24 protein-coding genes and 1 pseudogene are annotated in these 21,592 nt (G+C 63.8%); 14 read left to right on the forward strand and 11 right to left on the reverse strand.

Features of this window, described 5'->3' with window-relative positions; all coding sequences use genetic code 11:
* From F3J20_RS30145 to F3J20_RS30205, 13 genes and pseudogenes are all read left to right on the forward strand, one after another.
* Positions 1–268: pseudogene (locus F3J20_RS30145) on the forward strand (hypothetical protein); the annotation flags it as partial.
* Positions 269–270: 2 nt separating this feature from the next.
* On the forward strand, positions 271–624 hold the full coding sequence (locus F3J20_RS30150) for a beta-hexosaminidase (protein WP_167285686.1): 354 nt from the start codon (positions 271–273) through the stop codon (positions 622–624).
* Positions 621–863 (forward strand): hypothetical protein, encoded by a 243-nt coding sequence (locus tag F3J20_RS30155; protein WP_167285687.1) that lies wholly within the window; start codon positions 621–623, stop codon positions 861–863. Before F3J20_RS30150 ends, F3J20_RS30155 begins: the two co-directional genes overlap by 4 nt.
* The gene (locus tag F3J20_RS30160; RefSeq protein WP_167285688.1) at positions 856–1,173 is read left to right on the forward strand and encodes a hypothetical protein; all 318 of its coding nucleotides are present in this window, start codon (positions 856–858) and stop codon (positions 1,171–1,173) included. The genes F3J20_RS30155 and F3J20_RS30160 overlap by 8 nt, the downstream gene beginning before the upstream one ends.
* 13 nt (positions 1,174–1,186) lie before the next feature.
* The gene (locus F3J20_RS30165) at positions 1,187–2,584 is read left to right on the forward strand and encodes a transcriptional regulator (RefSeq protein WP_345889950.1); all 1,398 of its coding nucleotides are present in this window, start codon (positions 1,187–1,189) and stop codon (positions 2,582–2,584) included.
* Positions 2,581–3,027 (forward strand): hypothetical protein, encoded by a 447-nt coding sequence (locus F3J20_RS31920; protein ID WP_205299419.1) that lies wholly within the window; start codon positions 2,581–2,583, stop codon positions 3,025–3,027. Before F3J20_RS30165 ends, F3J20_RS31920 begins: the two co-directional genes overlap by 4 nt.
* Positions 3,028–3,089: 62 nt before the next feature.
* Positions 3,090–3,536, forward strand: coding sequence for a hypothetical protein (locus F3J20_RS30175; RefSeq protein ID WP_167285690.1), 447 nt, complete (start codon positions 3,090–3,092; stop codon positions 3,534–3,536).
* Positions 3,533–4,231: a hypothetical protein gene (locus tag F3J20_RS30180; RefSeq protein ID WP_167285691.1), complete on the forward strand. Its 699-nt coding sequence runs from the start codon at positions 3,533–3,535 to the stop codon at positions 4,229–4,231. The genes F3J20_RS30175 and F3J20_RS30180 overlap by 4 nt, the downstream gene beginning before the upstream one ends.
* Positions 4,228–4,875, forward strand: a complete 648-nt coding sequence (locus F3J20_RS30185) for a hypothetical protein (RefSeq protein ID WP_205299420.1) — start codon at positions 4,228–4,230, stop codon at positions 4,873–4,875. The genes F3J20_RS30180 and F3J20_RS30185 overlap by 4 nt, the downstream gene beginning before the upstream one ends.
* Positions 4,872–5,150, forward strand: a complete 279-nt coding sequence (locus F3J20_RS30190; RefSeq protein ID WP_167285692.1) for a hypothetical protein — start codon at positions 4,872–4,874, stop codon at positions 5,148–5,150. The genes F3J20_RS30185 and F3J20_RS30190 overlap by 4 nt, the downstream gene beginning before the upstream one ends.
* A complete protein-coding gene (locus F3J20_RS30195) occupies positions 5,147–5,539 on the forward strand; it encodes a hypothetical protein (protein ID WP_167285693.1) in 393 nt (130 codons plus the stop codon). The genes F3J20_RS30190 and F3J20_RS30195 overlap by 4 nt, the downstream gene beginning before the upstream one ends.
* Positions 5,536–5,814 carry a hypothetical protein gene (locus tag F3J20_RS30200; RefSeq protein ID WP_167285694.1) on the forward strand — a complete coding sequence of 93 codons (279 nt, stop codon included), beginning with the start codon at positions 5,536–5,538 and terminating at the stop codon, positions 5,812–5,814. Before F3J20_RS30195 ends, F3J20_RS30200 begins: the two co-directional genes overlap by 4 nt.
* Positions 5,811–6,314, forward strand: a complete 504-nt coding sequence (locus tag F3J20_RS30205) for a hypothetical protein (protein ID WP_167285695.1) — start codon at positions 5,811–5,813, stop codon at positions 6,312–6,314. Before F3J20_RS30200 ends, F3J20_RS30205 begins: the two co-directional genes overlap by 4 nt.
* Before the next feature lie 673 nt (positions 6,315–6,987).
* On the opposite strand, the gene F3J20_RS30210 is transcribed toward F3J20_RS30205, so the two are convergent.
* The 7 genes from F3J20_RS30210 to F3J20_RS30240 all read right to left on the reverse strand — a co-directional run bounded on the left by F3J20_RS30210 (position 6,988) and on the right by F3J20_RS30240 (position 16,283).
* Complete coding sequence (locus tag F3J20_RS30210; protein WP_167285696.1) at positions 6,988–7,989, reverse strand: tRNA-dihydrouridine synthase; 1,002 nt, start codon at positions 7,987–7,989, stop codon at positions 6,988–6,990.
* 672 nt (positions 7,990–8,661) lie between these two features.
* Complete coding sequence (gene phaR / locus F3J20_RS30215) at positions 8,662–9,270, reverse strand: polyhydroxyalkanoate synthesis repressor PhaR (RefSeq protein ID WP_167285697.1); 609 nt, start codon at positions 9,268–9,270, stop codon at positions 8,662–8,664.
* 132 nt (positions 9,271–9,402) lie between these two features.
* Positions 9,403–10,143 (reverse strand): 3-ketoacyl-ACP reductase, encoded by a 741-nt coding sequence (locus F3J20_RS30220; protein ID WP_167038446.1) that lies wholly within the window; start codon positions 10,141–10,143, stop codon positions 9,403–9,405.
* 168 nt (positions 10,144–10,311) lie between these two features.
* Positions 10,312–11,493 (reverse strand): acetyl-CoA C-acetyltransferase, encoded by a 1,182-nt coding sequence (locus F3J20_RS30225; protein ID WP_167038448.1) that lies wholly within the window; start codon positions 11,491–11,493, stop codon positions 10,312–10,314.
* A 153-nt stretch (positions 11,494–11,646) separates the two neighbouring features.
* Positions 11,647–13,461, reverse strand: a complete 1,815-nt coding sequence (gene phaC / locus F3J20_RS30230; RefSeq protein ID WP_167038450.1) for a class I poly(R)-hydroxyalkanoic acid synthase — start codon at positions 13,459–13,461, stop codon at positions 11,647–11,649.
* 660 nt (positions 13,462–14,121) lie between these two features.
* Entirely contained in the window at positions 14,122–14,985 is an 864-nt protein-coding gene (pgeF, locus tag F3J20_RS30235; RefSeq protein ID WP_167285698.1) for a peptidoglycan editing factor PgeF, read from the reverse strand.
* Positions 14,982–16,283 carry an RluA family pseudouridine synthase gene (locus F3J20_RS30240; RefSeq protein ID WP_167285699.1) on the reverse strand — a complete coding sequence of 434 codons (1,302 nt, stop codon included), beginning with the start codon at positions 16,281–16,283 and terminating at the stop codon, positions 14,982–14,984. Before F3J20_RS30240 ends, pgeF begins: the two co-directional genes overlap by 4 nt.
* A gap of 38 nt (positions 16,284–16,321) precedes the next feature.
* On the opposite strand from F3J20_RS30240, the gene F3J20_RS30245 reads away from it, so the two are divergent.
* On the forward strand, positions 16,322–17,185 hold the full coding sequence (locus F3J20_RS30245; protein WP_167038456.1) for an outer membrane protein assembly factor BamD: 864 nt from the start codon (positions 16,322–16,324) through the stop codon (positions 17,183–17,185).
* A gap of 174 nt (positions 17,186–17,359) precedes the next feature.
* Here the strand turns inward: F3J20_RS30245 and rlmD are convergent, their stop codons facing one another.
* From rlmD to F3J20_RS30265, 4 genes are all read right to left on the reverse strand, one after another.
* The gene (gene rlmD, locus F3J20_RS30250; protein WP_167285700.1) at positions 17,360–18,790 is read right to left on the reverse strand and encodes a 23S rRNA (uracil(1939)-C(5))-methyltransferase RlmD; all 1,431 of its coding nucleotides are present in this window, start codon (positions 18,788–18,790) and stop codon (positions 17,360–17,362) included.
* Between the two features lie 194 nt (positions 18,791–18,984).
* Entirely contained in the window at positions 18,985–19,761 is a 777-nt protein-coding gene (locus tag F3J20_RS30255) for a 3'-5' exonuclease (protein WP_167285701.1), read from the reverse strand.
* Positions 19,762–19,765: 4 nt separating this feature from the next.
* A complete protein-coding gene (gene rpoS / locus F3J20_RS30260; RefSeq protein ID WP_167285702.1) occupies positions 19,766–20,833 on the reverse strand; it encodes an RNA polymerase sigma factor RpoS in 1,068 nt (355 codons plus the stop codon).
* A gap of 11 nt (positions 20,834–20,844) precedes the next feature.
* On the reverse strand, positions 20,845–21,592 hold a 748-nt coding region (locus tag F3J20_RS30265), incomplete at its 5' end, for a peptidoglycan DD-metalloendopeptidase family protein (RefSeq protein ID WP_167285703.1).

The following is a 21,592-nucleotide window of genomic DNA, read 5'->3' on the forward strand; positions in this document are numbered from 1 at the left end:
CGCCGCATGGGCCGCCGCATGGGCCGCCGCAGGGGACGCCGCATGGGACGCCGCATGGGACGCCGCATGGGACGCCGCATGGGACGCCGCAGGGGACGCCGCATGGGACGCCGCATGGGACGCCGCACGGGACGCCGCATGGGACGCCGCAGGGGACGCCGCAGGGGACGCCGCTCGAGCTGCGCTCGAGCCCGTCGTCAAAACCCTGCAGGCCAGCGCACATGATCTGTTTAGCGCCATGATCGACGCCACCGTCGACGAGGAGTAATCATGCCTCGCGCAAAAGTAACTTTGCCACCCGACGTCGATCCTCGGCGCCGCGACACGATCGGCCTGCACACGACCGTCAAATACGACCCGATGGCGCCGCGGCCCACAACGCCGATCATGGTCGGCAAATACGTTGTCGCCCGTCGCCCCCTGCAGGGCAGCGTCCATACCCTGTACATGATCATGGACGGAAACACCATCGTCGGCACGTCAATTTCGGCGCCAGACGAAGGCGACTGCGCGGCCGCGATTGCGCGACATCATCGCGCGCGCGAAGCCGCTGGCCTGACCACAAGGACGATCGCCAAAGCGAAACGCAAACCGCGCTCAGCTCGGGCGAAGGAGGTCGCATGATCTTCGCCCTTCTCGTCGTCATTGCCACGTGCGGAGCAGCGTGGTTTCTCACCGGCCCCTCGCAACAACGCCCGATCGGCGCTGCGCTCGGCTTCGTCGACGCGGTCCTCTGGCTGTTCGCCGGCGTGTCGGCCGGCAAGCTCATCGTGGTTCTCATCGCCGCATTCTGCGCGCTCTGCTTCGCTCGCCCGTTCCTGCGCGCGCACGTCTATTCGCGTCTTCGGAGGCAGCATGGCTAATGACCTCTCCCCGATCTGCAAGGCACTTATCCAGATTTTTGCTCGCGTCGCCGTCGTACGCACGATCGACGATATCGAGCGGATGCTGCCCGACGCCGATCACAAAGCGCTTCGCGCAGACCTTCAGACTCTCGTCCAGGCCGAAGTAGTGCGCCAGGCGCTCCGCTACGCTGACGAACGTCTCGTGTACTGGCTTGCGGGTGCATCGATTGAATCGTTCGTCGGTACGGTCTTCCACTATCCACCGCAGCAAAAGACGCTGGCAGACGTAGCCGGGATCGCACATGCACGCGAGGTGATCCATGGCTAGGACCAGCCCTCTCGTGCTCGACGCGATGCTCGTCACGGGCAATACCAAAGCGGCAATCGCACAGGCCGGCGGTAAATCCGGCGATCTGTGGAAAGTGCCGCCGCACCAGATTAACTACGATCCGCGCGACAATGCGCGCCCGTTGAACCCGACCCGCGTACGCCACCTCGCCGACCTGATCAAGGCGAACGGCTTCGATCGCAAGTCGCCACTCGGCTGTTACGTCAGGAAGGTTGCCGGCGAAGATCGTGTGTTCGTCTACTCCGGCCAGCATCGCTACCACGCTGCGCTGATGGCGATGGATGAAGGCGCGGAAATCGATTTTCTCCCGTGCGTGATCGACGAGGCGAAGAGCGTCAACCGCGCCAACCTGATTTTCGACGGCATCAATGCAAACGATACCGAGCAGCTGACGCCGCTCGACCTCGCACAGAATGTCGTCGAGCTGCAGCAGCTCGACGTCGACAACGCGACCATCTGCAAGCGCCTCAACATTACGGAGCAGACGATTCGCGACGTATTGCTGCTCGCGAATGCGCCGGCGCCGCTTCACAAGCTCGTGCGTGACAAGGTCGTCGCGTCAACCCTCGCTATCGAGGAAATCCGCGCTCACGGCCCGGAAAAGGCGCTGGAGCGGCTGCAGAACGCCGCTCAACAGGCCGAGGCGGCCGGCAAAACCAAGGTCACCAGGAAGGCACTCCCGAAGCCGGCATCGCAGAAGATCACCGACGTGCAGGCAAAGCAACTTTTGCAGGCACTGCAGGCGGTTCTCCATGACGCCGGGTTCGGCAAGCTCGCGACGCGCACGATCGAGGGCGTGCACACGGCGTTGATGCCACTGACCGATCTGCTCGACAGGCCGCCGAAGCGCGCGACGATCGCCGCCGATATTGCCGGGCCTGAAGACGTCATATTCGTCGACGAGCTACAGGACATGGAGCCGTACCCACTACATCACACCAACGAGAATGGTGTCTTTGAGCGGTGCGAGCGGATCGCCATGCCAACGCCCGCAAAGCATCGCGGACTTTGCCCCGCAGAAATCATGCTCGCCCACCCCGAGGAAGGCTCGTGGATATTCGCGAACAGCTTTAGCCTGTCGAAGGTCGGCGAAGGTTCATGGCCGAGTCTCTGTAGGTCCGTGATCTATTCCAGTCGGTTCAAGGCTCTGCAGGCGGCCCGTGACCAGTTGATCGAGCGCCTTTCAAGGGCCGATGTGCGGACTGACAAGATGCGACCGGCCATTCTGAAGTGGCTGGACGATGTCTATATCGCTGAACACGCGAAGCTGGACCGTCTCGCTCGCGCACGCAAGGCACCGGCCGCTGGCCAACGCAAGGAAAGCGCTATACCGCCCGGCCTTTCCCCTAAGGCTGCATGGCCGTTTCCATCGTCGCGGAGGGATCAATGACCCTGCTCCCGGCTACTTCTACCCCACGTCCGCTGCCGCGTAAGCGGGAAAGCGCGGAACAGCGCCCAAGGCTTTCGCTTGCTGGCGCCGTTCCGGCGCAGACAGCGGATAACGGCGGCAGCAACAGCGGGCATTCGCCCGCAATCCAGACGAACAAAGCGCCGCATGCGCGGCGCAAACCTATCCAGATGAACGAAGGCCAGTCGGATTCCCGACTGGCCGCCCTCGCTCGGCTCGACGCGCTTCGCATCGAGCTCCGCCGGCTGGCTGCAGACATCGCCCTTGGGGCCGACATCGAGCTGCTCGACCTCATGCGCGACGAGATAGGCAGCTATAGCCGACACAAAGCCGCTCAGGAGGCCCGCACCTGGGCGGAACAGGCCCGTCTATCCATCGAAACCGGTTTGATGCAGCTCGATCGCGCGCTGCATCCGTCGACGTGAGACCCACCATGACAAGAACAGATCAAAATCTGCGGGCCATCCACGCACAGGCATGCGCGGAAGTGCTCAAGACCAATCGCACCGTCACTCCCGCCGACGACGCATTCTGGCCGGCCTATATTCAGGCCGTTCTCGCCAGTTCCAGTGCGCAGCAAGAGGTACTGACCCAGGCCGAACGCGACGTGCTCGCCGAGCGCCGGCGCCAGGTCGACGTCGAAGGCTGGACGGCCGAGCACGATGACGAGCGCGACCCGGGCGTGCTTGTGAGCGCGGCGGCCGCATATCTGCTGTATGCAGCCGATACCCTTCATCCGTTCTCTCAAGGCGACGGCCGCTTTTCGAATAAGCCGCCTATCTGCTGGCCTTTCGATCGCTCGTGGTGGAAGCCTGAGTCGCCTCGGATAGCGCTGAAGAAGGGCATAGCTCTGGCACTCGCCGAAATGGATCGCATCGACCGCGATCCGGGTGACGAATCGGGCCACAGCCACTTGAATGGAGGTGACCTGTGAGCAAGAAAGCAAGCGCGTCGACGGTCCACTTCACAGGCGCGGCCGACTATTTGAACGACAACGGAAATCGGCGCTGGACAACGTTCGCAGAAAACGAAGCCGCAGGCGCTAGGCCGAGTCCCGCCGTCTCCGCTATTCAATATGCCCTAAGCGCCGACGATGGCTTGGAATGGCTCGAATTTTGGAACGAAGGTGAATTCGAAAAATGTCGACGAGGCTGGCCGGATGCGCCCGAAGACTGCTTCATCGGCGCTGATCCGCTGCATCCCGAGACACAGCGAATGCTCTCCGCTGCCCGACATGCCATCTTTCCTCTTTCAGAAGACGCCCTCGTGTATGACGATTCGATAAATGCGTCAGATCGAGGGAAGCTGCCGGAAATAGCACGGACCGCACCGGGCCAACGCCTCTACGCTTTGGCATATGCGCGTGGCCGCGCACGAGAGCGGCTGAATGCGTCGCGAAGCCTTCGACCCAGTCGACGTTCTGTGGAAATTGACGCATCGGCTCTCCGCGAGATGCGCGTGATCTTGCCTGAAGGCGGTCACGCCAAATTATTCTGGCCTGAAGAACTGACCGCCGACAGTGCACGCATGCTATCAGAGATGTTCGCCACGGCAATGGAGGCATTCGCTCGCGCAGCTACGGTAAGACTTGAAGGCGCTTCAGCTCCCACCGCAGGAGATCAGTCATGACATTCAAACCCACCGAAGCAAAGATCACGCTTCATGGCCTCGGCTTCCTGCAGCTGCAACTCGCGGCCAACATGCGCCTTCACGTTTGGCATCCAGAGCTGCCGCGCCGTTCGTGCTTCGAGCACTCGTCGATTCACGATCACCGGTTCGGCTTCGAGTCGCGCGTGCTCGTCGGAACGCAGATCAACCACATATATTGGCCGAGCCGCGCAGCCGGCGCAGAAACGCATACGGCATACCTCCACGAAGGCGAGCGGACGCCGTTCGGCAATCGGCCCTGGCTGCCAGACTACCAGCTCACGGTCGTCAAGTCCCACACCGAAGTTGTGCCGGCCGGTAAGCAATACTCGATGGACCCGTATGTGTTCCATAGCACGGAGCCTGCCGACGACGGCCGGGTCGCCACGCTCATGACAAAGACGTTCGAGGGCAGGCGCGGGGCTCACTCGCTTTGCGCAATCGGCGTCGATCCCGATGCCGACTTCGATCGCAACCAGTTGAGCGAGCATCGGATGTGGGAGTTTGTTCGCGACGTGCTCGGCGACATCGCGGTCATCCCTAATCCGCGATGCATGAAGCGTGAGCCGTGCGAGTGCGACTCCTACTGCGGCGACGACGGCAAAGGCAGGAGATTCGGATTATGAGCTACAGCGACGCTGAATACATCGCCTGCGACCCCTTCGATGGTGAACGCGATGTCAATATCAAGTTGCGCACGGTCAAGATCGTACGCGTACGCAAGCCGCAACCGTGCTTTGGCGGAGCTGATCCGCGCCATGGCGACCAACACGTCATTCAGCCAGGAGAAAGGGCGCGATACGAAAGAGCGCTAATCGACAGCGACTATTGGGGGCGCTACTACCACTGCCTGACCTGTCTCGATAAGTGGATCGCAGAAATCAACGGAGAAGAAGAATGAGGCGAGGTCGAGCACCGATCACTTCCGGCCGCTACGCGCCGGTCATCATCAACGGCCAACGTCAATGGATGCGCGACCAAGTTGCTTTGCAGGCAGAGATCGTCGCTTTGCTTGAACGCGGCGGCGCCATGACGAAGAAACGCATCATCATGACCTTGCGGACCGCGCAGGCCGCGGTTGAAGCGGCATTGGCAGCGCTGCTCGATGCCGGCGCGATCGTCAGCTATCGAGCCAAGAGCCTACGCGGACGGATGGACGAGCATTGGTGCGTTGCCGAAGCCGCTCTGCCCCAGTCCGACCGCCCCAATGGCACCCGATACAACGCTGCGCACATCCTGGCTGCCATGCAACAGCACGCAGCGGCGCTTCACATAAGGGGGCGACAATGAGCCTTATTGGACCCAACGCTGCTCTTGTGCAGGCAGATGTCGCCGCGGCATTCGAGATATCGGCCGTCAGCTATAAAGGCCTCAGCGTCACGACAGCAGCCGGGCAACCCGCACGCCTCGCCGTGGTCGACTCAAACGGTAAAGTCATTGACGCAAGCGAGGAAGTGGCGAAAGCCGCTTGGGATGTCGCCGTGCAGTCGTACAGAAACTTTCTCATGGGAACCGGCCATCTGAGAGTGCTTTCCCGTCCACCGACTTCCAAGGCTTCAACATGAAAAACAGCGCCCCTGAGGCGCTGTTTTTTTATGGCTTTCATTTCGAGCTGGAACGCAGGATATCACTCCGACCGGTGGATTTTCGTCAGTATATTTTCGATATGCTTCGGGCACCCGAGGGATACGAAGCCGACGCGAGGCGGCTCGGACGGGTTGACGCTGTGCAGCTTGGACATGTGAGGGGAATCTTGGAATGGCAGCAAAGACGAGAGTTTACAGCTATTTGTGGTTCCCCGATCCAAAAACAGGTGGCTGACAACAGGCAGCCGCGCCGCTCGAACCTGCGGCGCGTGACACGGCGAAGCACGGCTACGTACGGGCCGATTCGTCCGCGATCGATCTTCGGTGGTTTCTGCCGGCTTTCGTTGACGGTAGTCCACGATGTTGCGAGATGCTCTCACTCGCGGCATGGTGTGTTCCTGCGGCTGCCGGCGGGTATTGCGGCGTGCGCAGTGGTTTCAGGGATTCATTCTTTTGTCATACGTGATTCGACGCCATGATAGGTTTGCCCGCTGATCTGACTTGGGTATGGACGGCGAATGGCGATCAACTTCAAGGTTGGAACTCATCGGAGCTGCACGCTAAAAGGAATGTAGCGATGTCGATAAAAAAGCAGATGCCGCCCCGTGGTGTGGTCATTACTTATGACGAAGCGAATAAATCTGCATCTCGGCAGTCCCCAAGGATGCTGCGATCAAGCTGACAAACCGGGAGCTCGTTGTGCCGATGTCGATTACCGATCAAGGCAATCAACTGGATGACGAATTCGCGCGCACGCTCGGCCTTGCAAGTCTCCTGCTACTCGCGCTGGGGCAACCGTCTTTATCGCCGCTTATTACTGCCACGCAAAACACACAACCGCCCCCCACCGACAATTAACCGGCTTAAAGATCGTGAGGTACTCCGTCGTCGTCCCGATGCTGCGCTGCGCGAAAGATCGAGCGTACTTCGGCGCGCTGCGTCCAGGCAGTTCGCAACGAATGCAAGGCGTGATCGATGACGCACCGGCACGCACAGTCGGGATGCGAATCCCACCGGCAAAGCCAGGCACACACGTACCCACCCATAAAGACACGTACAAGCTCGCCGGCCCGACAATCATCGAGATTCCGAAACGCAGCCACTAAAGTGTGATGGCAGTCGCGCCCAGACCAGTCGGCAGTCAACTCCCCGTCACACGCAACCATCAACCGTTTCGTATCCGGACGCCATCACCGAGCCCTCACACGCCAACGCCTGCCCGATCACCGCAAAAATCTCGCGGGAATCCTGCATGCGCCGGATCGTCTCGTGCAATTCGGCGGCTTGCGGCCAGGTGCGCCGCAGATAGCTGAGCCATTGCTTGACGCGGCCATGCTCGTGGCGCAACGTGCCGCGCGCCTGCAGCTTCGTCAGATAGCCGGCCATGGAGCGCAGCACGTCGCACCACTCGCCAGCCGACGGGGACGGGTCCATCAATCCGCGAATCCGTCGCGCGAGGAACGGGTCCGATACGGCGCCGCGTCCGATCATCACGTCCGCACAACCGCTCACGGCACGGCAACGCGCCCAGTCCGCGACGCTCCAGACGTCGCCGTTCGCGATGACGGGCACGTCGACGGCATCATCGATACGCGCGATCCACTCCCAGTGCGCGGGCGGCCGGTAGCCGTCGTCGCGCGTGCGCGCATGTACGACCAGCGACGCCGCGCCGCCTTCCGCGAGCGCCTGCGCGCAATCGATCGCCCGCGACGTATCGGAAACGCCAAGGCGCATTTTCGCGGTCACCACGATCCCGGCCGGCACCGCCGCGCGCACCGCCGACACGATCTCGTTCAATTGCGTCGGGTCCGCGAGCAGCATCGCGCCGCCGCCATGCCGATTGACGACCTTGGCGGGACAGCCGAAGTTCAGATCGATGCCATAGGGCGACAACGTGGCCGCGTGCGCGGCATTGCGCGCCATCCATTCCGGATCGCTGCCGAGCAACTGGATCACCATCGGCGTGCCGCTCGCGGTCACGCTCGCATGCAGGATTTCGGGCGCCTCGCGCTCGTAGATGCGCGTGGGCAACAACGTGCCCGTCACGCGGATAAATTCGGACACGCAGCCGTCGAATCCGCCCGTGCCGGTCAGCACGTCGCGCAGCACGTAGTCCGCCAGCCCTTCCATCGGCGCAAGAAACAGTCGGCTCATCGCAGCGCCTCGATGAAATGCCGGACAACGGCGGCTAAAGCGAAGCGATGCAGCCTGGGCACAGGCATCGAGGCAATGAGGGAAACGATCTGAAACACGGGGCGGGTCCGGCAAAAAGCGATGGCAACGGTGAGGACGTCGGTCGCGCCGGAGAATGACTCATCAAACCAGAAGGAATGGCGCGAAACTCAAGACGCGAGCGAACCGGGCGACGGGAACAGCGGAACGTCGAACCGCGGGCGACGATGCACAAACAGGGCACACGAACGACCGCACAAGCAGCACGCAAGCATGCGCACGGCATGCCCGGCTCCGCCGGCGGAAATGATCCAGGTGATTAATCCGCGTGATTCCGCGTGATTCCGCGTGCACGCGAACCCGCTATTGTACCGTGCTGCCCACCGCGCACTTCCACGCAACGGGTAAGGCCCGCAAGGACGCCGACGTCGGGGCTGGCCGATCCGACACCAGGCCCATCCCGCTCATCCGGAACGCCGTCCGCCGACACGCACGGCGCCGCGCAACCGGCCCACCGCCAGCACCCGCCGATACGCTCAATACCCGCGAGGCACCCCACGCAAGCAGACCTGCCTGCCATCCCACGGCGGCTCCCCGAGCCCCGGCAATGGCGCAGCGTCGCTTACGCCGCGAGTCGCCATTACTTCGTCGCTATTACTTCTTTTCCGGCTCCGGATTGTCCTGCGGCGCGGCAGGCGCATTGCTCGCGTTGACCCCGCTACCGGGCGTGAACGGGAAGGTGGCGAACATCGTTTTTGCCTGGTTCTGCATCTGCTCCTGCATCTGCACGAACATGTTCTTCGATTGCTCGATATAGCTGGTCATCATGCCCTGCATCATCGGTGCCTGCATGTTCATGAACTGCGACCAGACTTCGGGGTTCATCGCCTTGCCTTCATAGAGATTCTTCGACTGGTCGGCGAGCTTCGCCTGAATGTCGATGAAGGCCTGGATGTTCTTTTCCAGGTACGTGCCCATCATGCCCTGCATCGCATGACCATAGAAACGGATGATCTGCGAGAGCATCGACGACGAGAACATCGGCAAGCCGCCGCTCTCCTCTTCGAGAATGATCTGCAACAGGATGGCTCGCGTCAGGTCCTCGTTGCTTTTGGCATCGATAACCTTGAAATCCTCCTGATCGAGCACGAGCTGTTTCACATCGGTCAGCGTGATGTAGGTACTCGTCTCGGTATCGTAAAGCCGACGATTCGGATATTTCTTTATCAGTCGTTCGGCCGTTTTCTTTGTAGTAGTAGTCATGTAGCGCCTTTTAAGCTCGAGTTAAACGCGGAAACGGCGTTCCACCTGTGCAATCGGATCATTGCACAGGTGGAACGCCGGCGGAACCCTCTGAGCCGAAGCGCGCCGCCTTGTGAGCGGCGCGCCGGGGGCTCAACCCATATGCAAGCCGCCGTTGAGCGAAAAATCGGCGCCCGTGGAGAAACCCGACTCTTCCGACGCGAGCCACGCCACGATCGAGCCGATTTCGTCCGGCTGGCCGAGACGGCGCACCGGGATCGTCGCCACGATCTTTTCCAGCACGTCGGGGCGGATCGCCTTGACCATGTCGGTGCCGATATAGCCCGGCGACACGGTGTTGACCGTCACGCCCTTGGTCGCCACTTCCTGCGCGAGCGACATCGTGAAGCCGTGAATACCGGCCTTCGCCGTCGAATAATTGGTCTGGCCGAACTGGCCCTTCTGGCCGTTCACCGACGAAATGTTGATCACGCGGCCAAAGCCACGCTCGACCATGCCGTCGATCACCTGCTTGGTGACGTTGAAAAGGCTCGTCAGGTTGGTGTCGATCACCGCCGTCCAGTCTTCGTGCGTCATCTTGCGGAACACGACGTCGCGCGTGATACCGGCATTGTTGACCAGCACGTCGATCTCGCCGACCTCGGCCTTGACCTTGTCGAACGCGGCCTTGGTCGATTCCCAGTCGCCGACGTTGCCTTCGGAGGCGACGAAATCGAAACCGAGCGCCTTCTGCTCATCGAGCCACTTCGCGCGGCGCGGCGAATTCGGGCCGCAGCCCGCGATCACCTTGAAACCTTCCTTGTGCAGACGCTGGCAGATGCTCGTGCCAATGCCGCCCATGCCGCCCGTTACATACGCAATTCGCTGTGTCATAAACCCTACTCCGTTATCGTTTTCGAGGTGCCGACCGGCAACCTCCTGTCTCGCCTGATGCTGGTTCTCCGCTGCGGCCGGGCGACCAGCCGGCAACGCGCACTACCGGCGCGAGCCACGTTCCGGGGTACACCGCGCAGGACCGGCGCGGCGCACCCCAGCCATACCTTACATGCGCTCGACAGCCAGCGCGACACCCATACCGCCGCCGATGCACAGCGACGCCAAACCCTTCTTCGCATCGCGCTTCTGCATTTCGTGCAGCAGCGTGACGAGAATCCGGCAGCCGGACGCGCCGATCGGATGGCCGATCGCGATTGCCCCGCCGTTCACGTTGATCTTCGAGGTGTCCCAGCCCATCTGCTTGTGCACCGCGAGCGCCTGCGCGGCGAACGCTTCGTTGATTTCCATCAGGTCCAGATCGGCCGGCGTCCAGCCCGCGCGCTCGAGACAACGGCGCGATGCCGGCACCGGGCCCATGCCCATCACCTTCGGATCGATACCGGCGTTCGCATACGCCTTGATGCGCGCGAGCGGCGTGAGACCGAGCGCTTCGGCCTTCTTCAGCGACATCACGAGCACCGCGGCCGCGCCGTCGTTCAGACCCGACGCGTTCGCCGCCGTGACCGTGCCTTCCTTCGAGAAGGCCGGCTTCAGACCCGCGAGCGATTCGGCCGTCACGCCGTGGCGCACGAATTCGTCGGTGGCGAAGCGCAGCGGCTCGCCCTTGCGCTGCGGAATCTCGACCGGCACGATTTCGTCGTTGAAGCGCCCGGCCTTCTGCGCGGCTTCCGCCTTGTTCTGCGACAGCGCCGCGAACGCGTCCTGCTCTTCGCGCGTGATGCCGTATTCCTTCGCGACGTTTTCCGCCGTCACGCCCATGTGGTACTGGTTGTAGACGTCCCACAGGCCGTCGACGATCATCGAGTCGATCAGCTTCGCATCGCCCATGCGGAAGCCGTCGCGCGAACCCGGCAGCACGTGCGGCGCGGCGCTCATGTTCTCCTGGCCGCCCGCGACCACGATGTCCGCGTCGCCCGCGATGATCGCGTTGGCCGCCAGCATCACAGCCTTCAGGCCCGAGCCGCACACCTTGTTGATCGTCATGCCCGGCACCGACGACGGCAAGCCCGCCTTGATGACCGATTGACGCGCGGGGTTCTGGCCCGAGCCCGCCGTCAGCACCTGGCCGAGAATCACTTCGCTCACCTGGTCCGGCTTCACGCCAGCCCGTTCGAGGACGGCACGCACCGCCAACGCGCCGAGTTCAGGCGCGGCAACCTTGGCCAGCGACCCACCAAACTTGCCCACTGCAGTACGAGCGGCCGATACGATCACAACATCAGTCATTTCCATATCCTCCGGGCACCTCGGCAAACTGCGCCGCAGCCCGTTACGTTAAAAAATTCCGTTGCTCTTACGCCTTAACCAGACGCTCATTGACCAGCCACACCCACACACCGCACGACCGCGCGCCGTGTTCGACATCACGGCGCGTCGGACCTATTCCCGTTGCCGCACGTAGCGGCCGGGCGCCGGCTCGATCACCGGGAACTCGTCGGAGCCGGCCGAGGCGCGCGGCTTCACCTTCCGGCCGCCGTGCTGATCGAGCCATGCGGTCCATTCGGGCCACCAGCTGCCGGGCACTTCGGTCGCGGCGTCGAACCACTCGTTGGCGGTTTCCGGCAGCATCTTCTCTTCGGTTTCGAGGCGCCAGAAGCTGCGCTTTTTCTTCGCGGGCGGATTGATCACGCCAGCGATGTGGCCCGACGCGCCGAGCACGAACTTCAGCGGCCCGGACAGCAGCGGCACCGACGCATAGGCGGTTTGCCACGGCACGATATGGTCTTCACGCGAACCGTAGATGAAGGTCGGCACATCGATCTTCGACAGATCGACCGGCTCGCCGCAGGTGGTCAACGCACCGGGCTCGCGCAGCTTGTTCTCGAGGTACGTGTTGCGCAGATACCAGCAGTACATCGGCCCCGGCAGACTCGTCGAGTCGCTGTTCCAGTACAGCAGGTCGAACGGCACCGGCGTGCGGCCCTTCAGGTAGTTGTCGACCACGTAGTTCCATACGAGGTCGTTCGGGCGCAGGAACGAGAACGTGTTGGCGAACTCGATGCCGCGCATCAGTCCCGGCGGCGCACCGTTCTTGCCGCCGATGGTCTGCTCGCGCATCTGCACGTGCGCCTCGTCGACGAACACGTCGAGCACGCCCGTGTCGGAGAAGTCGAGCATCGCGGTGAGCAGCGTCAGCGAGGCGGCCGGATGTTCGCCGCGCGCCGCGGCCACCGCGAGCGCGGTGGCGAGCATCGTGCCGCCGACGCAGAAGCCGAGCGTGTTGATCTGCTCGCGGCCGCTGATCTTGCGCACGGTCTCGATCGCGGCCAGCACGCCCTCGCCGATGTAGTCGTCCCACGACTTGTTGGCGACCGATTGATCTGCGTTGCGCCACGAAATCAGGAACACCTGGTGACCCGATTCGAGCCCATGCGCGACGAGCGAGTTTTCGGGTTGCAGGTCGAGAATGTAGAACTTGTTGATGCAGGGCGGCACGATCAGGAGCGGCCGCTCGCGCACGGTCGGCGTGCGCGGCTTGTACTGGATCAGCTGTAGCAGATCGTTCTCGAACACGACCGAGCCTTCGGTGTTCGCAAGGTTCTCGCCCACGGCGAAACGCGATTCGTCGGTTTGAGAAATCTTGCCGCGCTGCATGTCGCCGAGCAGGTTCATCACGCCCTGGCGCAGGCTCTCGCCCTTGCTGTCGAGCAGCGTTTTCTGCGCTTCGGGATTCAGCGCGAAGAAGTTGCTCGGCGAAGCGGCCGCGGTCCACTGCTGGACCGCGAAGCGGATGCGCTCGCGCATCTTCGGCTCGGTGTCGAGCGCGTCGGCCATTTCCTGCAGATAGCGCGCGTTCAGCAGATACCACGCGGCGGTAAACGCATAGGCCGGCGTCTCGCTCCATGCGTCCGCGCTAAAGCGCCGGTCCTTGAGTTCGGGCGCCTTGCTGGACGACGTAGTGGCCTGCTGGATCAGCTCCATCGCCTCGCGCGAATAGTCGGCTTGCAGCTTCTGCAAGCGCTCCGGTGGAATCGCGGCGGGAGGAAGGTTCAGCGCCGGAAACGGCGGCAGCGACGGCATCGCGCCCGCGGCCAGCTTGCTGAAGTCGGGCATGCCCGGAAACGACGGCATCGGCGGGAAACCCATCTGCGCGACGTTGGGCATCTGCACGGGAGGAACCTGGAATGGCGCACCGCCGGGCGGCACGCCGAACGAACGCCACGCGTTCATCCAGGCATCGAAAAACTGCTGCATGCCTGCGGCTGGCGATGCACCGCTCGTACCGGCCTGCTGCGTTTGCTCCTTCGAGGAGTCCGTGCTGTGGGAATCTGAGGAATGAGAGGCAGCCATACCTGCTTTTGACCGGTAAGTCCTTGCGGACGGGTTGAGAGGCAGGTTCGTGCGCGCATGGCGATTGCTCGCGAATCCGTCACGCCCTGTCCCATGTACGACGAGGAGCTTGGGAGGAACATTCTTGCTCCCCATCACAAGGCATGTCAATGCTTGTTCCCGATTTTGCCGCAGTGCGATACTTTTTTAATTATCGTTTTCCCTGTGTGACAAATCACGCTTTGACGAGCCGCCGGGCGGCGTTGCGACGGATCGAAAAAACACCCGCGACGCATGGCTTTTCAAGGCGCTCGAGACCTGCGACCGCGGACATTTCCCGCCGGCGATTTACGCTGCCGCCCGACCTTCCGGCAGCGCAGCAAAATGGCCCGGCGTCCCGAGCGGATAGCGTTCGCGCCCGCGTCCGCACGAGGTCTGCCGCATGGCGCGCGGCTTCATGCCGGCATGGACCCCACGCATGAATGGCTTAACGATTGCCCAATGCGATTGCCCAATGATTGCTTGATCGCCAAACGTCTGACGAGACGCCGCGCGCACGTCGCGCCTCGACACGCGGCGCATGCGTCAGTCGGCGAGGCCTTGCGCGTGAGCGTCGAGCCAGATGAGCGCGGCCATGCGGCCGGTTTCGCGATCGCGGCGATACGAATAGAAACGTTCGCGTTGCGTGACCGTGCAGAGATCGCCGCCGCTGATATGCGTGACGCCGAGGCCTTGCAGACGCAGGCGCGCGAGTGCCGGCAGATCGGCGAGATATTTGCCGGGGTTCGCCGGATGCGCGACGAACGCATGCGCGGTAGCGTCGCGCTGCGCGCCCTCGACGCCATCCATGAACGCGTCGCGCACGTCGGGGCCGACTTCGAATGCGGCCGGCCCGATCGACGGCCCGAGGTACGCATGCAGCGCGCCCGCTTCCACACCCGCGAGCGCCGCGACGCGCTGCGCGGTCTGCTCGACGATGCCGGCCGCGAGGCCGCGCCAGCCCGCATGCGCGGCGCCGACCGCGCGGCCCGCTGCGTCGCACAGCAGCACCGGCATGCAATCGGCAACCATCACGACGCAGACGGTGCCCGCGCGATCGGTGACGCTCGCGTCGGCGCGCGTCGGCGTGCCGTCCGCGTGAGTCTGCGCGAGCACGTCCTCGGCGCGCACGATGCCGGCGCCGTGGATCTGTTCGAGCCACGCAGCTTCGCCAACGCCGGCAAGCGCGAGCAGCCGCGCGCGATTGCTCGCGACCGCGGCCGGATCGTCACCGGATTTCATGCCGAGGTTGAGGCCGCCGGGCTGGTCCGCGCCATCCCGCCAGCGGCCGAATGGCGCGTCGCTCACGCCGCCGTTGCGGGTGGTGACGAGCGCGCGCACGCGCGGCGAGACGTTCCATGCGGGTTGCACGACATCGGCGAAATCCAGTTCCGGCAAAGCTGCGTTCATGTGGGATCGTCCTCGTCGTGGGCCTCGTGGGCCTCGTTGGCGTCGTGATCTTCGGGGTCGGCGTCGCCGTCGTGATCTTCATCGTAATCGGCGTCGGCGGACGATACGTCGTAGTCCTCATCCTCGTAGTACACGTCGTCGAACTCGCCCGCGTCGTCGCGACCGAGGCCGAGCGCCTCGGACAGCGCCGCGATGTCGGCCGGCACCTCGGCCCGCCACTGCATCGAGCGGCCCGTCTTCGGATGAATCAGCCCGAGCCGCCATGCATGCAGCGCCTGGCGCGCGAAGCCGCCCGGCAGCGGCGTAACCGAACGCTTGCCGCGCGCGCGTCCATACACGGGGTCGCCGAGCAGCGGATGGCCGACGTGCGCGCAATGCACGCGAATCTGGTGCGTGCGGCCGGTTTCGAGATCGCAGTGAATCGCCGTGACCGGCTGCCGCTGCCAGATCGCCGCGTCGACGCGGCGGAAATGCGTGCGCGCCGGCTTGCCGGCCGCGCCCGTCACCACGGCCATGCGCGTGCGCTCGCGCGGATCGCGGCCGATCGGCGCGTCGATCGTGCCGTCCTCGGGCATGTTGCCCCACACGAGCGCGAGATAGCGGCGCTTGACCGTGCGCGCCTGCAACTGGCGCACGAGGTCGGTCTGCGCCTCGAGCGTGCGCGCGACCACCATGAGCCCCGAGGTCTCCTTGTCGAGCCGGTGCACGATGCCCGCGCGCGGCAGGCCGGCCGCGGCTTCGCCATAACGGTGCAGCAGCCCGTTGAGCACGGTGCCGCTCCAGTTGCCGGCGGCCGGATGCACGACCATGCCGGCCGGCTTGTTGATGACGACGAGCGTGTCGTCCTCGTAGACGATTTCGAGCGGCACCGGCTCGGGTGTGAAGGCGAGCTGCTCGGGCAGCAGGTCGGGCACGAGCTCGATCGTGGCGCCGAGCGGCACCGGCTGGCGAATCTTCGCCGGCTTGCCGTCGACGCGCACGCGCCCGGCTTCGATCCAGCTTTGCAGACGGCTGCGCGAAAATTCCGGAAACACTTTGGCGAGCACCTTGTCGAGCCGCTCGCCGGCCAGTTCGTCGGGCACCACGACCTGGCGCGGGCTTTCGTCGGCGATGCGGCCCGGCACCGGCGCCGCCGGGCTCGCGGCGGTTTCTTGCGAATGGCTTGCGGCGGGCGCGTCGGCGGCAAAATCGTCGTCGAGCGAATCGACGCCCAACGCGTCGGCGGGGTCGGCGCTTACGCTATAATCTTCGTTGCTATTCCCGGCGCCTGCGGTGCCTGGAGTATTTGAGCGGGTCATTGAGTCTGGGTCACCTGGACGTAAAGCTAGACTGGAAAATGCGAGCCTTGAACACCATCACTGAAGCAGCGGCGCTCAATTTGGCGGCCATCAAGAAGGCGGCCCGGAAAGTGGCCGGATACGTTGCGTGCGCCGCGGCCGTCGTCGCTATTGCGGCTTGCCACGGCCTGCCGGAGAAGACCGACGAAACGGCAACGTGGAACAACAACAAATTATATACGGAGGCGAACGACGCCCTGACCGGCGGTGACTTCGGCAAGTGCGCGAAATACTTCGAAATGCTCGAGGGCCGCGACCCGTTCGGCCACTTCGCGCAGCAGGCGCAGATCAACGTCGCATACTGCAACTGGAAAGACAACGAAGACGCCGCCGCCGACCAGGCCATCGACCGCTTCATCCAGCTGCACCCGGATCACCCGGACATCGCCTACGCGTACTACCTGAAAGGCATGATCCACTTCAACGACGACCTCGGTCTGTTCGGCCGCTTCTCGGGCCAGGACATGAGCGAGCGCGATCCGAAGTCGCTGCGCGAATCGTATGACGCGTTCAAGGTCGTGGTGGACCGGTTCCCGAACAGCAAGTACGCACCGGACGCGGCGCAACGCATGCGCTATATCGTGAACGCGCTGGCGTCGCACGAAGTCCACGCGGCGGACTACTACTACCGTCGCGGCGCCTATGTCGCGGCAATCAACCGCGCGCAACTCGCGCTGCACGAATACAAGAACGCGCCGGCCATCGAAGACGCGCTGCACATCATGATGCTGTCGTACGAAAAGCTGAACCAGCCGCAACTGGCCGACGACACGCGCCGCGTGCTCGCGGGCACGTTCCCGGACAGCCCGTACATCACGGGCCACGCGCGGCCGGGCACGCAGAAGTCGTGGTGGCAGTTCTAAGCTAACTTTGCTGAGCTTTGCCGCCCGCTGAATACATTCAGCCTCTGAAATAAAAAACGCCACGACCTGAAAGTCGTGGCGTTTTTTATGCCCGCGCATCCGCACGTCAACGTGTCTGCATGCGCACTGACACGCGACGCCCGCCACCTGGCCGCTGGCGTCGCGCGCTCCCCCTCAATCCCGCTCGAACAACGCAATCGACTCCACGTGCGACGTGTGCGGGAACATGTTCACGACACCCGCCCCAACGAGCCGATAGCCGGCTTCGTGCACGAGCAGGCCCGCATCGCGCGCGAGCGTAGCCGGCGCACACGACACGTAGACGATGCGCTTCGGCAGCGGTCCATTGCCGCTCTGCGCGATCTCCGCGAGCGCCTTCGCGACCGCGAGCGCGCCTTCGCGCGGCGGATCGATCAGGAACTTGTCGAAGTGGCCGAGCGCGCGCAGGTCGTCGGCGGTCACTTCGAACAGATTGCGGCACGCAAACGACGTATGCCCCGCGACGCCGTTCAGCTCGGCGTTCGCGAGCGCGCGCCCGGTCAGCACCTCGCTGCCCTCGATACCGACCACTTCCCGCGCAAGCCGCGCGAGCGGCAGCGTGAAGTTGCCGATTCCGCAGAACAGATCGAGCACGCGATCAGTGCGCGCCGGCGCGAGCAGGCGCAACGCGCGGCTCACGAGCACGCGGTTGATCGCGTGATTGACCTGCGTGAAGTCGGTCGGCTTGAACGGCATGCGGATGCCGTATTCGGGCAGCGTGTAGTCGAGCTGCGCGTCGAGCGGATAGAGCGGCGTGACTGTGTCCGGGCCGCCCGGCTGAATCCAGAACTGCACCTTGTGCTCGTCGGCGAAATCGCGCAGCACCTGTTCGTCGGCGGCGGTGAGCGGTTCGAGGTTGCGCACGACGAGCGCCGTGACCGACGAGCCGACCGCGAGTTCGATCTGCGGCATGCGGTCGTAGATCGACAGCTTGCGCACCATGAAGCGCAGCGGCATCAGCATGGCCGACACATGCGGCGGCAGCACCTCGCAGGTTTTCATGTCCGCGATATAGCTGCTCTTCTTCTCGTGAAAGCCGATGCGCATACCGCCCTTTTCCGGCAGATAACGCACGGCCAGACGCGCGCGATAGCGATAACCCCAAGACGGCCCGTGAATCGGCCGGAACACGGTTTCAGGGCGCAGCTTCGCGAGGCGCTGCAGGTTGTCTTCAAGCACGCGCTGCTTGACCGCGACCTGCGCGCGCACGTCGAGATGCTGCATCGAACAGCCGCCGCAAATGTCGAAGTGGCGGCATTGGGGCGTGGTGCGCATCGCGCTCTCGCGGAACACCTGCACGACTTCGGCCTGCTCGAATTTCGGCTTGCTGCGATGCGTCGTATAGCTGACGCGCTCGCCCGGCAACGCGCCTTCGACGAAGATCACCTTGCCTGGCGTGCCGTCTTCGCTGTCGGTGCGGCCCACGCCGCGCGCTTCCATATCGAGCGAAACGATTTCGATGACCGGCTCGTTGCCGGTAATGACGAGCGCCGGCGTCGGGGCCGGCGCCTTGGCATGCTTCGATGAGCGCCGCGGCGCGCGACGTTGGGGGGCAGTTCGGGACACCTGCGACTTCCTGACAAACTGTGGGGAAAGGCGAGATTGTAGACGAAGCGCCGGGCTTGCCTGCGATCGTACGCGACTCGGCCGCGTGCGCCGCAAAGAGCCGAGGCCGAATTACCGCGGCAACCGGACCCGCACGTCTTCCTCCCAGCCGCAACACGCCGACTCGATGCGCCCACCCAACCGCGCGCGGCGGCTCACTGCTCGAACGCCGCCAGATACTCGGCCCACTGCGGCGCAGTTTCGAGCGCGAGCGCGTTCTTCACGAGATTGATCTCGTCAGCATACTCCGACGGCGAGAAGCCGCCGCGCATCAACTGGAAACGGCAATACAGCAGGTACGTGTTGACGACGTCGGTCTCGCAGTAGTTGCGGATTTCCTCGATGCGCCCTTGCTGGAACGCCTGCCACACCTGGCTGCCGTCCATGCCCATCTTGCCCGGAAAACCGCACATCTTCGCGAGCGCGTCGAGCGGCGCGTTGGCGCGTGCCTGGTACATCGCCAGCACGTCCATCAGATCGGTATGGCGCGCGTGGTAGCGGCTGATGTAGTTGTTCCACTTGAAGTCGCGGTCGTCCTCGCCGACGTCCCAGAAGCGGTACGCGGGAATGCCGTTGACGAGCGCGCGATAGTTGAGCACCGGCAGATCGAAGCCGCCGCCGTTCCACGACACGAGTTGCGGCGTGTACTTCTCGATCACGCGATAGAACGACTGCACGAGCGTTGCCTCGCCGTCCTCGGGCGTGCCGAGCGAGCGCACGCGAAAGCCGTTGCTGTCGCGGAACACGCAGGAAATCGCCGCGACCCGTTGCAGATGATGCGGCAGGAAATCGCTGCCGGTTTTTTCGCGACGCGCGGCGAACGCGTGCTCGGCGACTTCGGCGTCGCTCATCGAGGCGGGTAAATCTTCGAGACGGCGGATGCCGGCGACATCGGGAATCGTCTCGATGTCGAAAACAAGAATCGGTGTCATCAGGTTACAGAACGGCGTCCTTGCGGACACCGTTGGAGGCGAAGAAGCGCTTCAGACGCACCAGCGCTTCCTGTTGGATCTGGCGCACACGCTCGCGCGTGAGGCCCATTTCGTCGGCCAGCTCTTCGAGCGTGGCGGGTTCGATGTGATTGAGGCCGAAGCGCCGTTCGATCACATGGCGGTGCTTGTCCGACAGACGCGCGAGCCACGCGCGCGTCAGCGTTTCGAGCTCGCGATGCTGCACCTCCGCATCGGGCGACTGGCTTTGATCGTCGGACAGCAGATCGAGCAGGCTGCTCGCCGGATCGAGATCGAGCGGTGCATCGAGCGAGGCCGTGTGCTCGTTCAGCGCGAGGATGTCGGTCACTTCGTCGCTGGTTTTGCCGGTCAGGTAGGCGATGTCGTCGATGCTGGCGTCGCGACGCTCGGCGGCCTCGCCGGAATTCATCGAATTCTTCTCGAGATGGCGCTTCGCGCGCAGCACCTGGTTGAGCTCACGAATCACGTGCACCGGTAATCGCACCGTGCGCGCCTGGTTCATGATCGCGCGCTCGATGCTCTGGCGAATCCACCACGTCGCGTAAGTCGAGAAGCGGAAGCCGCGCGTCGGATCGAATTTCTCGATCGCGTGCATGAGGCCGAGGTTGCCCTCTTCGATCAGATCGAGCAGCGGCACGCCGCGATTCAGATAACCCTTGGCAATGCTGACGACGAGCCGCAGATTGCGCTCGATCATCACCTGGCGCGCCTCGAACTCGCCGGCCTTGGCAAGACGCGAATATTTCTGCTCTTCCTCGACGGTGAGCAGCGGCTTCACGCTGATGCGGTTCAGATAGTGCTGGATCGTGTCGGCCGTCAGCTCGGCCTGCAGCAGGGCGCGGAAATCGTCGGCGTCGGGTGCCGCGCCGCTCGAGCCTTCGCGCGTGTCGGCGGTTTCGTTCTCGTCGAGATCGCGCTCTTCCACGATCTCTTCTTCCACTTCCGAAGCGCCGCTTTCGTCCGCTGCGTCGGACGTGGCTTTGCTGATCTTCTCAGACTCGGCTTGCGGCGGGCGGCGCTTCGATTTCGGCATGGTCGTATCGCTTATTGCGGCGGCAAATACTTCAGTGGGTCGACAGGTTTGCCCTGTCGGCGAACTTCGAAATGCAACATCACGCGGTCGGAATCGCTATTGCCCATCTCAGCGATCTTCTGCCCTTTCGTCACCGCGTCCCCCTCTTTTACCATCAAAGCGCGGTTGTGTGCATACGCGGTGAGATAAGTTGCATCATGCTTGATGATAATGAGATTGCCGTAACCACGCAGCCCATTTCCGGCATAGACGACACGGCCGTCCGCCGACGCTTTCACCGGCTCGCCCGCCGTGCCGCCGATATTGACGCCCTTGTTGGTCGAGTCGTTGAACGTGTTGAGCAGCGGACCGCGCACCGGCCATGCGAACGCGACGTTACCCGCGGCAGCGCTGCCCGTGTCGGATGCCGCAGCCGGATTGGCCGGCACCGTTGCGCCATTCGTGCTCGCGCCGCCGGTCGCCGCGCCGTAGAGCGGCGGCATCGCGGCGCCGACCGCGGCCGGCGCGTTGTTGTTGAGCGGCTCGCTCTGCACCGCACCCGTGCCGCCGATCGGCGCGGTCGCCACACCCGGTGTCATGGCCGCGGCATTCGCACCCGGCGGCACGACGCGCAGCAACTGGTCGACCTCGATCTGATTCGGATTGGTCAAATTATTCCACGCCGAAATATCGCGGTAATTCTGGCCGTTTTCGAGCGCGATCCGGTACAGCGTGTCGCCCGGCTTCACGCGATAGTAGCCAGGCGGCGGCGGACCGAGC

It is taken from the genome of Paraburkholderia sp. Cy-641 (assembly GCF_011752945.1).
GTDB lineage: Bacteria > Pseudomonadota > Gammaproteobacteria > Burkholderiales > Burkholderiaceae > Paraburkholderia.